At 32.4% G+C, this 15,527-nt stretch carries 13 protein-coding genes; all 13 read right to left on the bottom strand.

The window, feature by feature from the left end; genetic code table 11:
- Positions 1 to 4 precede the first annotated feature (4 nt).
- The gene (locus tag ACNO7W_RS09540) at positions 5 to 577 is read right to left on the bottom strand and encodes a chemotaxis protein CheB (RefSeq protein ID WP_417937967.1); all 573 of its coding nucleotides are present in this window, start codon (positions 575 to 577) and stop codon (positions 5 to 7) included.
- Positions 578 to 579: 2 nt separating this feature from the next.
- Entirely contained in the window at positions 580 to 1,404 is an 825-nt protein-coding gene (locus tag ACNO7W_RS09535; protein WP_417937966.1) for a CheR family methyltransferase, read from the bottom strand.
- Positions 1,405 to 1,500: 96 nt separating this feature from the next.
- Positions 1,501 to 1,935 (bottom strand): response regulator, encoded by a 435-nt coding sequence (locus ACNO7W_RS09530; protein WP_143387371.1) that lies wholly within the window; start codon positions 1,933 to 1,935, stop codon positions 1,501 to 1,503.
- The gene (locus ACNO7W_RS09525; RefSeq protein WP_417937965.1) at positions 1,935 to 5,129 is read right to left on the bottom strand and encodes a PAS domain S-box protein; all 3,195 of its coding nucleotides are present in this window, start codon (positions 5,127 to 5,129) and stop codon (positions 1,935 to 1,937) included. The genes ACNO7W_RS09530 and ACNO7W_RS09525 overlap by 1 nt, the downstream gene beginning before the upstream one ends.
- A gap of 16 nt (positions 5,130 to 5,145) precedes the next feature.
- Entirely contained in the window at positions 5,146 to 5,706 is a 561-nt protein-coding gene (locus tag ACNO7W_RS09520; protein WP_143387433.1) for a helix-turn-helix domain-containing protein, read from the bottom strand.
- Positions 5,707 to 6,106: 400 nt separating this feature from the next.
- On the bottom strand, positions 6,107 to 6,637 hold the full coding sequence (locus tag ACNO7W_RS09515; RefSeq protein ID WP_144064751.1) for a hypothetical protein: 531 nt from the start codon (positions 6,635 to 6,637) through the stop codon (positions 6,107 to 6,109).
- 23 nt (positions 6,638 to 6,660) lie between these two features.
- On the bottom strand, positions 6,661 to 7,137 hold the full coding sequence (locus tag ACNO7W_RS09510; RefSeq protein ID WP_144064752.1) for a hypothetical protein: 477 nt from the start codon (positions 7,135 to 7,137) through the stop codon (positions 6,661 to 6,663).
- Between the two features lie 122 nt (positions 7,138 to 7,259).
- Positions 7,260 to 7,937, bottom strand: coding sequence for a peptidoglycan DD-metalloendopeptidase family protein (locus ACNO7W_RS09505; protein ID WP_417937964.1), 678 nt, complete (start codon positions 7,935 to 7,937; stop codon positions 7,260 to 7,262).
- A 99-nt stretch (positions 7,938 to 8,036) separates the two neighbouring features.
- A complete protein-coding gene (locus ACNO7W_RS09500) occupies positions 8,037 to 8,300 on the bottom strand; it encodes a hypothetical protein (protein ID WP_417937963.1) in 264 nt (87 codons plus the stop codon).
- 136 nt (positions 8,301 to 8,436) lie between these two features.
- Positions 8,437 to 10,845 carry an alpha-ketoacid dehydrogenase subunit alpha/beta gene (locus ACNO7W_RS09495; protein ID WP_417937962.1) on the bottom strand — a complete coding sequence of 803 codons (2,409 nt, stop codon included), beginning with the start codon at positions 10,843 to 10,845 and terminating at the stop codon, positions 8,437 to 8,439.
- Positions 10,846 to 11,031: 186 nt separating this feature from the next.
- Positions 11,032 to 13,779: an aminopeptidase gene (locus ACNO7W_RS09490; RefSeq protein ID WP_417938009.1), complete on the bottom strand. Its 2,748-nt coding sequence runs from the start codon at positions 13,777 to 13,779 to the stop codon at positions 11,032 to 11,034.
- Between the two features lie 195 nt (positions 13,780 to 13,974).
- A complete protein-coding gene (locus tag ACNO7W_RS09485; protein ID WP_143387377.1) occupies positions 13,975 to 14,703 on the bottom strand; it encodes a TIGR00730 family Rossman fold protein in 729 nt (242 codons plus the stop codon).
- A gap of 330 nt (positions 14,704 to 15,033) precedes the next feature.
- On the bottom strand, positions 15,034 to 15,474 hold the full coding sequence (locus ACNO7W_RS09480; RefSeq protein ID WP_417937961.1) for an endonuclease domain-containing protein: 441 nt from the start codon (positions 15,472 to 15,474) through the stop codon (positions 15,034 to 15,036).
- Positions 15,475 to 15,527: the final 53 nt, after the last annotated feature.

Here is a 15,527-nt window from a genome sequence, read left to right as displayed (position 1 = left end):
GAAATTATTCTTTTTGTTTATCCATTTTTATCAGCAACTCAACTATATTCTCCAATGATAAAATATAATCAGGTTCAATAGCAGCAATTGCTGACTTTGGCATATATGCGGATTCTGCTGTTTTCGGATCCTGAATAATGGCTAGACCCCCACATTCCTTTATTCGTTTTATACCTTTTGTCCCGTCATTATTAGAGCCCGTGAGCACCATTCCAATTAATTTATTTTTATAGGCTTCGGCCGCTGATTCAAACAATACATCAATTGAAGGTCTTGCAAAATTTACACGTTCGTCTATGGTAAGGGAAAAGGTTTTATCCTTTTCGATTAGCAAATGATAATTAGGTGGAGCAATATAAATTTTGCCTTTTTCAATTTTCTCTTTTTCATCCGCTTCTTTGATATCAAGATGACTTTTTTCATTTAAAAGTTTTATCCATTGGCTATCGGAATGCGCCCCTATATGCTGGACTATGATAATTGGGATATTGAAATCTACCGGTAATGCTGAGAATATAATTTTCAAAGCATTCATGCCGCCGGAAGAAACCCCTATTACAATTGCTTCATAATGCATTTTTAATATTTCTTTTTAAATATGCGTTGTTTTGTGTCCAACTCAATATATTCCTCATGCAAATCGGTAAACCGTAAACTTTCTTTAGATCCTAAACATAAAACGCCACCATTAATGAGACTATTATAAAAAAGAGTCTGGACTTTATTTTGTAAATTTTTATCAAAATAAATCAGCACATTTCTGCATAATATCAAGTGTACTTCTGCAAATACGCTATCGGTTACCAAATTATGATTGGCCCAAACAATATTTTTTTTCAATGATTGATTCATAATGACATTGTCATAATTGGAAGTATAATAACTCGAAAATGATTCTTTTCCTCCCGACAATTGATAATTAAGCGTGTATTCTTTTATCATTTTGTTCGAAAAAATTCCTTCTTTTGCACGGTTCAAAGCCATCTGGTTAAAATCAGTGGCATAAATGGTAGTTCTGTCATACAAGCCTTCTTCTTGCAAAAGAATAGCCATCGAATAGGCTTCTTCTCCTGTTGCACAGCCAGCATGCCATATTTTTATAAAGGGATATGTTTTTAAAATAGGGATAACCTTTTCTCGTAATGACCTATAAAAGGCAGGGTCACGAAACATTTCGGTTACTGTTATTGATAAATCCTGTAAAAGTTCGGAAGCAAATGGTTCATCATTCAAAACCTTTGATTGCATTTGAGAAACATCTTCGAATCCCGATATCGCCATTCTGTTCATGATTCTGCGCCTGATATGAGCTTGGGAATACTCTCTGAAATCATAACCGTATTTCCGATAGATAGCTTCCAATAACAATGAAATTTCTAGATCTGATGTGTCTTTATACCGCATTTTTTTAAAATAAATTTGGTTTTAATTTTGACCAAATCAGGAGTGATTAATCTTATTTATTGATGAAATTTAAACAAAGTTATAGTGTAAAATGGATTACATACGATCCATATACCAACTTAATTCTTTTTCCATTTTTTGGTATTTAAAAATAGCAGTGATTATTTTTTGCAAGCGAACAAAAGCAGTTTCACTTTTCACTACATAATCAAATGCCTTGTGATGCATGCAGTTTATGGCCACTTCAATTTTATCTTGGGAAGACAACATTACAACTGGAATTTCTGGATTGAAAGCTTTTATTTTATCCAAAGTTTCAAGGCCGTTCATAGCATTTTCTACAATACCATCAAGTTGATAGTCTAATATTACTACATCAGGATTATGGGATAAATTTGCAATACAGAGTTCCCCAGTAGGATAGGTTTCAACTATAAAGTCAGCATTCTCCAAAAATTCAATTTCTAAAGATTTTAAAAATAAGGCATCATCATCTACAAGAAATATTTTTACTTTATTGTTGTTGTTCATTATATGGTATTTTTAATTATATTAAGTTCTTCTTCTAATTCGCTGCAGGCTTGTAAACAAACTTCTTCAAGTTGGAGAACTAAGTCGTGTATTCCTTCTGATTTTTCTTGTGTACTTGCAAATTCCTGAATTTTTTTTGCTATATTTTCAAAATTAGGACTGATTCCCATTATTGAAAAAGAAGGAATCATTTTATGTGTCGCAGCACCTAATAAAGACCAATTTTGATCTGCTAAACTTTGTTTGATTGTATTTATTAAAGGAGGTGTTTGTGCTAAATACAACGATATCATTTCCATCATTAAAGCTGGATTCGATTTTGTTCTCTGATTTAAATATACCAGATCAATACATTTTATTTTTTTCTTTGTAGTATCTTTTTCTTCTAAATTTTCATTAAGTTTTGCACTAAGTTTTGCAAGTTTTGGTTTCTTTAAGATCCCTACTATTTTACTATACAATAGTCTCTCATCAACGGGTTTTGCAAGGTAATCATTCATTCCCACCGCTTTGCATTTTGCTAAATCAACAGTAGTGACATCAGCCGTTAAAGCGATAATTGGAATTTTTGAATTCATAGTTTTACGAATGTATTCTGTAGCTTCAAATCCATTCATTTCAGGCATTTGTAAGTCCATTAGAATGATATCATAGTCTTTGCTTTTTAGCTTTTCGATGGCTATTTTACCATTTTCGGCAATATCCCGATCAAATCCAAAATCATCCAATAGTGTTTTCATCAATAATTGATTGAGGGGAATATCTTCAACCACCAATACTTTTATGTTTTTTATTTCAGTATCTAATTCCATCATTTCATTTTCTAATTCAGCATCGGCATTTGTTTTTTGAAAACTTAAGGTAAAACTAAATATTGAACCCTTATTAATTTTACTTTTCACACGAATACTGCCTCCTTGCGGTTCTACTAATTGTTTTACAATTGCAAGGCCTAATCCTGTTCCGCCATACAATCTCGAAGTACCGCTTGAGGCTTGTTGAAAATTGTCAAATATTTTTCCTATTTTATCTTCGGGGATACCAATTCCCGTATCAGTTACGGCAAATTCGATAACTACTTTATCTTCATCTTCATGTAATAAATGAACGCTTACCGTAATTTTTCCTATTGCTGTAAATTTTACTGCATTACTTACCAAGTTTAAAATAATTTGGTGCAAACGAACTGGATCACCCACAAGAACATTAGGGATTTTATTGTCATATTCCGTAACCAATTGTAGGTTCTTTTCTTGAATTTTTGTTTCAAATAAATGGAGCATGGCTGATATGGAAGACTTCATTTTGAAAGGTGATTTCTCAAAGGTCATCTTACCCGCATCTACTTTTGCCAAATCAAGTATGTCGTTGATGAGCACGATTAATGCATCACCACTCATTTTTATTGCGTTTAAATATTCTTTTTGTTTCGTTGACAAATCTGTTTTTAATATCACTTTTGTAAATCCAATAATTGCATTCATCGGTGTACGAATTTCATGACTCATATTAGACAAAAATTGTTGTTTTGCCTTTACTGCATTTTCAGCTATGATAGTGGCACTTTCAGCATTTATTTTTGCTTCTTCTGCAATTTCTGTGGCTAATTCAGCAAAAACTCTTGCCTCGACCAATTCAGTAGCAATTCTTTTTTGATCCGTTACATCTCTGGCAACTATCACAACACCAAGTACGTTTCCTCTGTCATCCTTATATACCGAACCGTTGAACAATACATCCGTTAGTTTACCATCTTTATGGCGAAGTGTAAGTGGAGAATCAGCAACGGAACCTTCAGCAAATACTTCCTGATAAACTTCACGCGCTTTTTGCGGTTCAGTAAAATAATCAAAAAAGTCAGAACCAATCAATATTTCACGATCGATACCTGTAATATTTACCAAAGCCTCATTCATATCAGTAATCTTCCCTTTGGTATTTATAGTAACCAAAGGATCACGACTTGCTTCAATCAAACTAAGAGAATATTGCGAAGCTAATTTTGCAGCGTAACTAAGCTCTTCAAGTTCTTTATGTGCAATTTCCCGTTTTACTTTTTCTTTATTTTGAAATAGAAGTTCTTTGTTGGCAATGATTAATTCGTTAGCTCGTTTTTCTTTCTCATCGTTTTGAAAAGCAAGTTCTTTGTTGGCAATGATTAATTCGTTAGCTCTTTTTTCTTTTTCATCATTTTGAAAAGCAAGTTCTTTGTTAGCAATTACTAACTCAGCGGCACGTTTTTCTTTTTCATCGTTTTGAAAAGCAAGTTCTTTATTTGCAATTATTAATGCAGCGGCCCTTTTTTCTTTAACTTTGTTTTGAAAAGCAAGTTCTTTGTTAGCAATGACTAATTCAGCAGCCCGTTTTTCTTTCTCATCGTTTTGAAATAGTAGCTCATGGTTAGCAATGATTAACTCAGCAGCTCGTTTTTCTTTCTCATTGTTTTGATGCGCCAGCTCTTTGTTAGCAATTTGTAAATCTAATGCCCATTTTTGCCCGGCAATATCTCTTGCCACTATAACTACTCCTAATACATTTCCCTGATTATCTTTATAAACGGAACCATTGAACAGTACATCAGTCAATTTCCCATTTTTATGTCGAAGAGTAAGCGGGGAATCAGCTACAGAGCCTTTTTCAAACACTTCCTGATAAACTTCGCGTGCTTTTTGTTTTTCGGTAAAATAATCGAAGAAATCGGAGCCGGTGAGTTCTTTTCGTGTTATACCTGTAATGTTGACTAATGCCTCATTCATATCAGTAATCTTGCCTTCAGTATTTATGGTAACCAATGGATCAAGACTGGCTTCAATCAGACTAAGGGGATATTGTGAAGCTAATTTTTGTGCTGTAATATCTGTTGCTGCTGCAAAAATTCCAAGAACATTTCCTTCTTCATCTTTATAAACGGAAGCATTGTATAACACATCTGTTAATTTTCCGTTTTTGTGTCTTATCGTCAGCGGATAATCTGCAATAAATCCTTTTTCAAAAACTTGTTGGTATCCTTTTTTGGCTTTCTTTTGCTCTGTAAAATAATCAGAAAAGTCAGTACCTATTAATGCTTCTCGTGAAACTCCCGTGATTTTTATTGACGCCTCGTTAACATCAGTAATTTTTCCTTCAGAACTAATAGTAACAAAAGGACCTAAACTGGCTTCAATTAAATTTCTGGTATATTGAGATTTATGCATATTTGTACTTTGACATTTATTCATTTGCATTTACATTTCCAATTTCTTCAATTGGATTTCGTCTTTTATCTTTCATTTGTTTAAAATGAGAAGGGGAGAGTCCCGTAACTTTTTTAAACTGACTAGAAAGATGAGCAACACTGCTATAATTCATTTTCCAGGCAATTTCAGTGATGTTCAATTCGCCATAGATAATTAATTCTTTTATTCGTTCTGTTTTATGTGAGATGATAAATTGTTCGATTGTAGTTCCTTGTACTTCCGAAAATAAGTTGGACAAGTACGTATAATCGTGGTTTAATTTTTCACTTAGATAATCAGAAAAATTTACTTTTATATTTTCAGTGGAATGATGGACCATTTCAATAATCACATTTTTTATTTTCTCAATGAGCATGGCTTTCTTATCATCCATTAATTCAAGTCCTGAATTCAATAACGATAATTTAAGTTTTTCCCGTTGATCCATAGAAATATTTTCCATAATTTCAACTTCGCCTAAATCAACAACAATGAAGTGTAGTCCAAGTTTTTTCAATTCCTCTTTTACCGCCATTTTACAGCGATTACTGACCATGTATTTGATGTATAGTTTCAAATTATTTGTTTTTAACAGATTATGTAAAAATCGAATAAATTTCATTAGAAAGACTTACATAACTTAAGAAAAAAGTTATATAATTCACACATTATTAATTTTAATACATTTTTTAATAAAGTGAGTTCAGAGAAAACAGGGAATTAAATAGGTGCTGTTTTTAAAACAGAAACATCTAGTCATTATCTTTTTTTGAAATTTACGAATAAACAGCGACAAAGGGAAGCTATTTGAATTTTTAATGAAATAGTAATGGTGCGGAATAGTACTATTCTTGAAATAACCGCAAAGAGATTACTGTATTAATTGTTTCAGAAAAATGAATAGTTTGGATATAAAATTTTACTAAAAATGTGTCAGTTTTTTTGTTTCTGGCGTGCTATCTGAATAATGTGGTGATTTCTGCTGATGTAGCGTAATTTTTTTTGATTTTATCAGAAGTTGTCGAAAAGTATGTCTTTTTATTAACAGCAGTAAAATTACCTGTTTGACTACTAAATTTACTGCTGATTCCTTTAATGTTAAAACGAATAGATTGAATATCAGTAGTTTTCATTTTATTCATTTCTAAAGGTGAAAAGGAGTAATACGATACAATTTGATTTCCGTTATTTTCCCTAATTCCTTTATCCGAACATGTAATAATGCTATAATCAGTCAAATAAACATAAACGATTCCCGCAATATTGAATGCCGGGTTTGTAGTTTCAACGGTTAATTTCAGAATTCCTCCTTTTTCTGTTTTTGCAATTTGAATAGCTGCAGCTCCAGTTAAAGCATAGTTTTCACAAATAAAATTCCAAGAATTCGTTGCTCGATAGGGTTTAGAGCCTTTAAAACTCAATACTTCCTGACTTTTTACAGAAATGGTTGCGATAAATAATAAAAAAAGCAGGACTTTTTGATTCATGAATTCAGTTCTATTACTTGAAGTTATTTGTTTTGAAAAGTATCTACCCAATCCAGTGATTTAATAGCCGAAACCTTGTTTTCTTGATTGATTGAAACGCGTAGTTCTTTGTTGGCTACTTTTTTTGTATACAATGCCTTATAACGAAAAATAGTTGTTTGATCGGTATTATTTTTGTAGATTTCAACTAATTGTAAGTCTTTAAAAGTCCCATAATACTGACGGAATTTGGTACAAGTTTTTGTCAATCGTTCTTCGGTTGTATTTTTAATAACCGAGGCCGTTGCTTCACTTTCGTTAAAAGGTTTAAACTTGGAAGTATTGCAGGTCATTAGGACTCTTTTTCCTAATTCGTAAGCTTTGTCTTTTTGAAATTCACTGATTCCAGAAAGCGTTAGTTTAACGATTTTAGCTTCTTCAGGTATAGGAACATTAACAACGGTTTTAGATTTGCAACCAATAAGCAAAACGATGCTTAAAATGAGAATTATTTTTTTCATATGTAGATAATATTTGTTTTTTATAGGAATATGGTATCGCCATTCTTCATTATTGTTTATCTCACAATATATTTATTATTAGTTGTGTTCGATGATTATTTGAATCATGGCGATTTCATAATTTATGTAATTTTTAATAATAAGTTAGGATCAGGGCAGTTTTCTAAATAATAACCCAGATCACTTTTGCTGCAAACACCTGGATAATCTCCAAAATTTTCTCCTATGGTTTTTATAATTTGAAAGTGTAAATGGGGTGCATAATCACCATTAACGGATGCATCACCCAATGTTGCCAATTGTTGTCCTTTCTTAACAACATCTCCAATTTCAATTCCTGTAATACTTTCTAACGACAGATGTCCATACAAAGTATAAAAAATATGATTTTCTATTTTGTGTTCTAAAATTAGGGTTGGACCATAATCTCCTAAGCCAGCATTGTAATTAAAACTGTGAATAGTTCCGCCAAGCGCAGCTAATACAGGAGTTACCGCTTTTATCCATAAATCTAATCCAATATGAATATTTCGTTCTTCGGTTTTAGTATCATTAAAAGCGGCACTTCGTTTGTACAAATTTCGTTCCTCATTGTAACCTCCAAATGCTACTTGTGCTTTGCTTGCCGTTAAATAATTTTCAATATATTTTTCAAAATCAATTGCATTACCAGTATTCAATTTTGATAATTCAATGTTAGAAGCTGATAGATCCACAGGAATATAGTTTTTATAATCAATGGAATCATCTATCACTTTGACATTTTGGATGCTTTTTAAAATAATTTCTAAAGCGTTCATTTTCGATTATTTTTAATAAAGTTTAAATTAAAATAAAAAATGCCAACATAAAAAATTTACGTTGGCATTATAACTTTTAATTAAGAGAATAATTGAATGTTATTTTTTTATTTCAATTTTTGCTTCACCACCGGAAACATCAACACTAGTTTTAGTAGCTCCATCTTTAGTTGTAACATTTACACCATCAGTGCCAACTTTTATAGAGGTACTATCTTTCACTTCTCCAGAAACTGCAGGAGTGGAAGTTGTTGTTGCATTTGAAGTTTCCACTTGCGGAGGAAAAGGTTTATCTTCTTTTTCTTTACAGGAAACAATTGCAATAACTGATAATATTCCTAAAAACAATGTTATTTTTTTCATCTTATTTTTTATTATAGTTGTTAACTAATGAATTGATTCACAAGTTACTATTTTAATTTTTTAAAACAAACGATTAGTCAGAATAAAAAAATCCCAACCTAATAAGATTGGGATTTCAATTTATAAAAATTATGTTCTAATACAAATTCGGAAACTTCAAAGGATTAACCTCATTCATCATTCCATATACTTTTTCAAAAATGTCTTCTGAAGATGGTTTAGAGAAATAGTCACCGTCCGTGCCATAAGCGGGTCGGTGCGCTTTTGCGGTTAATGTTTGCGGTTTGCTGTCTAAATAATTATAAGCATCTTGTTGTTCTATAATTTGCTGTAAGATATAAGCCGAAGCACCACCAGGGACATCTTCGTCTATTACTAAAAGACGATTCGTTTTGGCAATACTTTTTACTACATCTTGATTAACATCAAAAGGCAATAAAGATTGTAAATCGATAATCTCGCAATCAATGCCAACTTCAAGTAATTCTTTGGCTGCTTGTTGTACTAATCTTAAAGTAGAGCCATAAGAAACTAATGTAATGTCAGTACCTTCTTTTAGAGTTTCAATAACACCAATTGGTGTTTTGAATTCACCGTAATTTAAAGGCATTTTTTCTTTCAAACGGTAACCATTCAAACATTCGATCACTAAAGCAGGCTCATCACATTCCAACAAACTATTATAAAAACCAGCTGCCTGTGTCATGTTTCTTGGAACCAAAACGTGAATTCCTCTTATGGCATTTATTATCATTCCCATAGGGGATCCAGAATGCCAGATCCCTTCCAATCGATGACCACGCGTTCTTATGATAAGTGGTGCTTTTTGCTTGCCTACGGTACGGTATCTCAATGTTGCCAAATCATCACTCATGATTTGGATAGCGTACAATAAATAATCCAAATATTGAATCTCGGCAATAGGGCGTAAGCCTCTTAATGCCATTCCAATACCTTGACCAATTATAGTTGCTTCACGAATTCCAACATCGGCAACGCGAAGTTCTCCATATTTTTCCTGCATTCCTTCTAAGCCTTGGTTTACATCACCGATGTTCCCGGCATCTTCACCAAAAATTAGTGTTTCAGGGTGTTTTGTAAAAATAGCATCAAAGTTGTCACGCAAAATCATGCGTCCATCGGTATCTTCTTTTGCATTTTCTGAATATTCAGGTAAAACCTTTTCTACTGAAAATACATTTAAATCCGTTTCAGAGAATAAGTTACTGCTGAATTTTTGTTGGGTTTTATTGGTGTACGAAGTAATCCAAAGAGACAGCTCCTCTTTGCCAGTTTCGTTCATTACTAAACGCAGTACTTTTCGGGCAGTTACAAGAATCTCTTTTTTCAAAGGCGATTTTATACTGTTCAAATCAGTAATCAATTTTAGTATTCTTTCTTTGTTTTTACTTGTTTCGGCTATTTTTTGCAATAAAGAAACAAGCTCTTTTTGTTCGTCAACTATAGGCTCAATGAAAGCATTCCATGCTGCTTTTTTGGCTTCAAAAACGTCTTTCTTAGCTTGTAAATCAATCGCTTCAATTTCTTCAGGTGATGCAACATTGATAGCAATCATCCACAGTTTCATTTGACGCAGGCAATCAAAATCTTTTTCCCATGCCAATCGATTCGAGTCTTTATATCTCTCATGAGATCCTGAACTGGAATGTCCTTGCGGTTGCGTCAATTCGTTTACATGAATTAAAACCGGAATGTGTTTTTCACGAGCAATAGTAGCTGCTTTTTCATAAGTAGCAACTAAGTCGGCATAATCCCAACCTTTTACTTTTAATATTTCAAAACCATTAGTATTACTTTCTCTTTGATATCCTTTTAAAATTTCTGAGATACTTTCTTTGGTTGTTTGATGTCTTGCATGAACGGAAATACCATATTCATCATCCCAAACACTCATCACTATAGGTACTTGTAAAACACCGGCTGCATTTATAGTCTCAAAAAATAATCCTTCAGATGTACTTGCATTTCCTATTGTTCCCCAAGCGATTTCATTACCATCGACAGAAAAATTTGCTGCATTGGTAATTCCTGAAACTTGACGGTATATTTTTGATGCTTGCGCTAATCCCAGTAATCGGGGCATTTGTGCAGCCGTAGGAGAAATATCAGCACTTGAATTTTTTTGTTTGGTTAAATCTTTCCAAGTTCCATCGTCATTCAAACTATGCGTGGCAAAATGCCCGCCCATTTGTCTTCCTGCTGACATAGGTTCTTGTTCAATATCAGTATGTCCATATAAACCGGCAAAAAATTCTTGTATGGTTAATTGACCAATGGCCATCATAAAAGTTTGATCACGATAGTATCCAGAACGGAAGTCTCCATTCTTGAAAGCTTTTGCCATAGCTAACTGAGGTACTTCTTTTCCATCGCCAAATATTCCAAATTTAGCCTTTCCAGTCAATACTTCTTTACGTCCTAACAGGCTGCATTCCCTGCTTATTGTGGCTATTTTGTAGTCACTTAAAACTTCGGTTTTGAAATCTTCAAATGTAAGTGGGGTATTGGTTTTTTCTTTTATCATAATTGAAAAGTATAACTTTGTGCTGCAAATTTAATTAAAAACTAGCTATTTTCATAATTCATTAAAAAAAATATAATTTAATTATTAGTAAATAATATCTAATTAGCATGTGTTATTTTTAGTAATAGTTATTTTAATAACTATATTATGGAGAATAATGTAATTAATGTTGGTTTTTTTATGAGATTAAAACCATTTTCGATTAAAAAGATTGATTAATGTTTTTGGAGCGAATGTAACCAGAAACCGTATTTTTTCATTGTAGTTATTTTGGGCAATTTCCCATCCATTGTTGGAATAAATTGGAAAATACAATTCGAAATAGTCTGTTACTAAATTCAAACGAATTCCGCTATCATATACAAATTTCTCATTTTGGTTTTTATTTTTGATAAGTCCCACATCTCCATATAGTTCCATCCAATTCCAAATATTAAAACTTCCGTTTAATGTAGTGATCCATTGATTGGCAAAAGGGGTGTCCAGTTTTGATTTAAAACCACCTTCAGCTAATATAAATTGTTGGCTATAAAAACCCTTGCTTTCAGACCTGCCATAATAGTTATAATCAAATAGATAATCGGTTGGGTGGTCTAATGCAAAACTAAAAAAGTCTGAAGCGGTTTTATTGTATAAAAAGCTACCGGCATATAATCGTAAATTAATCTGAAGATTATTTTCAAATAATTTTCTATATTCGAATTCAGTCGCAATTTTTCCAAATTTACCTGATAGTTGTACATCAGACATGAAACTAAAATGATTGGTAACTTCTGTTCTGGTGTTGAAATATTTGGCGTTAAAAACAGAATAATTTTCTGTTGAATTATCGAGAACAAAAGCACTTTTTTCTCTATTTACCAGTACTTGGCGCAGCAGTATTAGCTGTTTTCTATTGTCTCTAAAGCTTTGTTCCCGGATTCGCAATTGAACCATAGGATTTATTTTTAGATAAGTGGCGTCCGGTGCATAATGAAAGAAAGAGCCACTGGCAGAATATTTTACATTGAACAAAGTACTATTTCGGTAGTTTTTATTGACGACAAAAGAAGCAAAACCAGATAGATTATCTGATTTAGTCGAATAGGATGGATTGATATCAAAGGTAAAAGGCTTTTCTAAAATAGTTTTATTATGAAGCCTTAATCCTGGACTAAGTCCATCATAATAATTATAAGTCAGCGTAGGCACGTATAGAACTTGATTGTAATATGGATCTTCCAAATCCTTCATAAAGATAAATTTTACCGGACGATTGTTTGGAAAAAAGCCTTCTAATTTTTTCCAGTTATTTCTCAAATTATATTCCGGCACTTCGTTTTTGTAATTTAAAATAATTTTGTCGGCATTTTTTCTTTCAATTGTAAAAGTACTGTCCATTTCATTGGCATCAAGCCATTTCTTAAAAACCACTTCACCTTTTTTTACCCCATAAACAGGAATTGGCACCAAAACATTAGTTTTGTTTTTTACGGAAAAAGTAATACTGTCTTTTGTTTTTGAAACGCCCGAAAATTTATAATCAATGATTTCACGGGAATCGATTATAGTTTTAAAGAACCAGTTAATATCTTTATCAGCATTCGATTTCAGTATCCTTTCAAAATCAGTTCTCGAAACTTGTTTTTCCTTATTTTCAACGTAAAATTGGTGAATACTATTGTTAACAGTCCCATGCTCCAGATAATCGTCTAAAAATCTAAAACTCAATCCAGCTCTATATTTACTGGCAATTTGTTCGTTGAATTTTATTAAACTGTTTTTTGGATCTCCAAGCGGTTGGTCCAAGTTTTTCCTGGCCATAAGCATATAAAAATAGCTGTATTGCTCATTAAAATTTAAATTGGTTAAGTTATAGCTTTTTAATAATCGAAGTTTAGAAACACTACCAAACATTTTCGTATTTGGATGATTTTCATCAATATATTTCATCATGGCATAAACCTGGATTCCATCATAAATCCAGTTGTCTTTTCTTGGATCTAAACGCAAACTAGTCTTTAAATACGAGTTCAAATAGGTTTTCAAAAATTTAATCTCAAATATAAATTCATCCGAAAAGGGACTTAAAAAGGAAGGCAATTGATTCAATCCATAAAAAGGATTTCTCTCATAATCAGTTTGGGAAACTATTATTTTTTCATGTGGATATTTGCCAACAAGCGTATTTACATAATTCATCACACGATCCACAATAACTGCTTTTTGAATAGCACTTATTTTATTTTCTTTGAGATTAGTCAGTACTTCGTTAGCATTATTTTTAAAACTGATGAAACCAGATTTTGCTTCTACAAAAAGACTAAAATCAGTTCGGTTATTTCCAGACAATTTATAGTTTGAAAAAGTTTCAGTCTTGTTTGGCAAACTGCTATTCAAATCAGAAGTGATTTCCAAATTTTCTGGGGTTTTCAGGTCAATGTCAAAATTAGAAACCGCATTGGTAATATCATCCAAATTATTGTTGCTGTATCGAATAAAATTATGATTTTCATAACGAGCGGGGGTAAGGAACCAGTTTTTAAGGTTCATTTCGCCGTTATTATTATACCCATATTTGGTGAATTTATCACTGGGAATTTTAGCAATATAGGTAAGATGTAAAGTAGTTTTCTGATTAGGAAGTAATTTGTCTCTTAATTTAACTTCAATATAATCTGGATTTTTCTCTGTTCTTTCCCACGAAAGAAATAATTGATTAGCATCAATAATGGTTAAATTATTCGTACTTCCTCGTTCTTCTTCTTTTGCGAGATGGAAACCTCTATAAAATTCATCCGAAAAACGTTTGGCTAAAGGTGTGTTTTTATCAGAATAGGCGTTGTTCCAATCATTCAAAACTATGGAAGTCAACGTATCGTCTGATTGATTAAAAAAAGTAATTTCTTGCTGGATATTCAATGTTTTACTCTCTGAATTCAATTCAACATTCATTTTAGAATGATGTTGTGCATATTGTTTTATCGATGTTAATAAAACAAGAACATAAAATGTAATTTTAAAGAATGATTTCAAGTGTTGGCATTAAAATTATAAAAAATAAATATACTTATTATTAGACTAAAATGGAATAAAACTATCTTAAAAATTAGCTAAAAAAAGAAAGCTGTTGGTTAGACAGCTTTTTAATTAAAAATTTGGAGTTAAATCATATTTTTTATAGAATTTATCTAACACATCAACCACTTCATCTTCAGTATCTACAATTTTGAATAAATTCATATCTTCGGCACTTACCGTGTGTTCCTTTTCTATTAAAACTGTTTTTATCCATTCAATTAATCCTGCCCAAAAGCTGGTTCCAACAAGTATTATAGGGAATCGTGCAATTTTTTTTGTTTGAATTAAGGTCATCGCTTCAAACATTTCATCCAAAGTGCCAAAACCGCCCGGCATTACAACAAATCCTTGGGAATATTTTACAAACATTACTTTGCGAACAAAGAAATAATCAAAATTCAGGTTTTTATCGTTGTCAATATACGGGTTAAAATGTTGTTCAAAAGGCAGTTCAATATTCAATCCCACAGAGGTTCCTCCGCCAAGATGTGCGCCTTTATTTCCCGCTTCCATAATTCCTGGACCGCCACCAGTAATCACGCCATAACCGGCTTTACTTATTTTATAGGCAATTTTTTCGGCAAGCAAATAATATTTATCTTCCGGTTTTGTTCTTGCCGAACCAAAAATGGTAACACACGGGCCAATGCGTCCCATACTTTCATAGCCATTTACAAATTCGGCCATGATTTTAAAAATCGCCCAACTGTCATTGGTTCTTATTTCGTTCCAGGTCTTTCTTTTCAGTCTGTCTTGGATCACTTTATCCTCGTCATTATCAAAATCTTCTAATCTCATTTTCTTTTATTTTTTATCTTGAGCGAAGTCGAAAGATGGAGCTATTTCCAGCTATTCGTTTCAATCTTATGAGCCGAACCCCGGCTCATAAGGATTTTCACTACTATCTGGGCTAGGGCATCCGTTTTCAATTCAACTTTTTGTTTTTAAAATTAATCTTTGTTAAAGACATTTTTACTAAGATAACTCTTTTTTCAAAAACTGTGATGATAGCTCTTGTTATTTTTAACGATTTTTTCTGGAGTTCCTTCCAATAGAAGTTGTCCCTCTGCTTTTCCCCTCCTTTGGAGGGGTGCCCGGAGGGCGGGGTGGTTTTATTGTCGAAAATTTTCAGATATTGGTCGCTTTATTTCCAAATTCTACAACAATATATTTCTCTAGCTCCATCATCACATTATTCAAATCATGTTTTACCCTTAAATCAGAGATTCTATAAACCTTTAATCCTAAAGCAATGAGATAATCTTCTCTTTTTTGGTCGTACTCTTCTTTGTTATCATGGCTTGAACCGTCAATTTCGACTACCAATCCTAAGGCTTTTACATAAAAATCTACGATAAAATTGCCTATGATTCTTTGTCTGTCAAAATCTATTTTCCAGAATATCCCTTTGTGTACTTGCAACCAAAAAATGACTTCTGATAGCACACCTGCTTTACGCAATGCTCGAGATCTAGCTTTTAGTTTTATGTTGTAGGGTAAGTTTTCGATGAAATTTCTATAAATAGGCTGTGTGTTTATATAAGCCGTTATTTCGCCATTGTTTTCCATACGATTTGCTTTTTATTCCTCTCCTTTGGATGTGTTGTCATTTATGGTGGGGT

Origin of the sequence: Flavobacterium sp. ZB4R12, assembly GCF_048276375.1 — a bacterium.
In the GTDB taxonomy this organism is placed as follows: Bacteria; Bacteroidota; Bacteroidia; order Flavobacteriales; family Flavobacteriaceae; genus Flavobacterium; species Flavobacterium gawalongense.
This window is presented reverse-complemented; position numbering and strand designations above follow the sequence as displayed.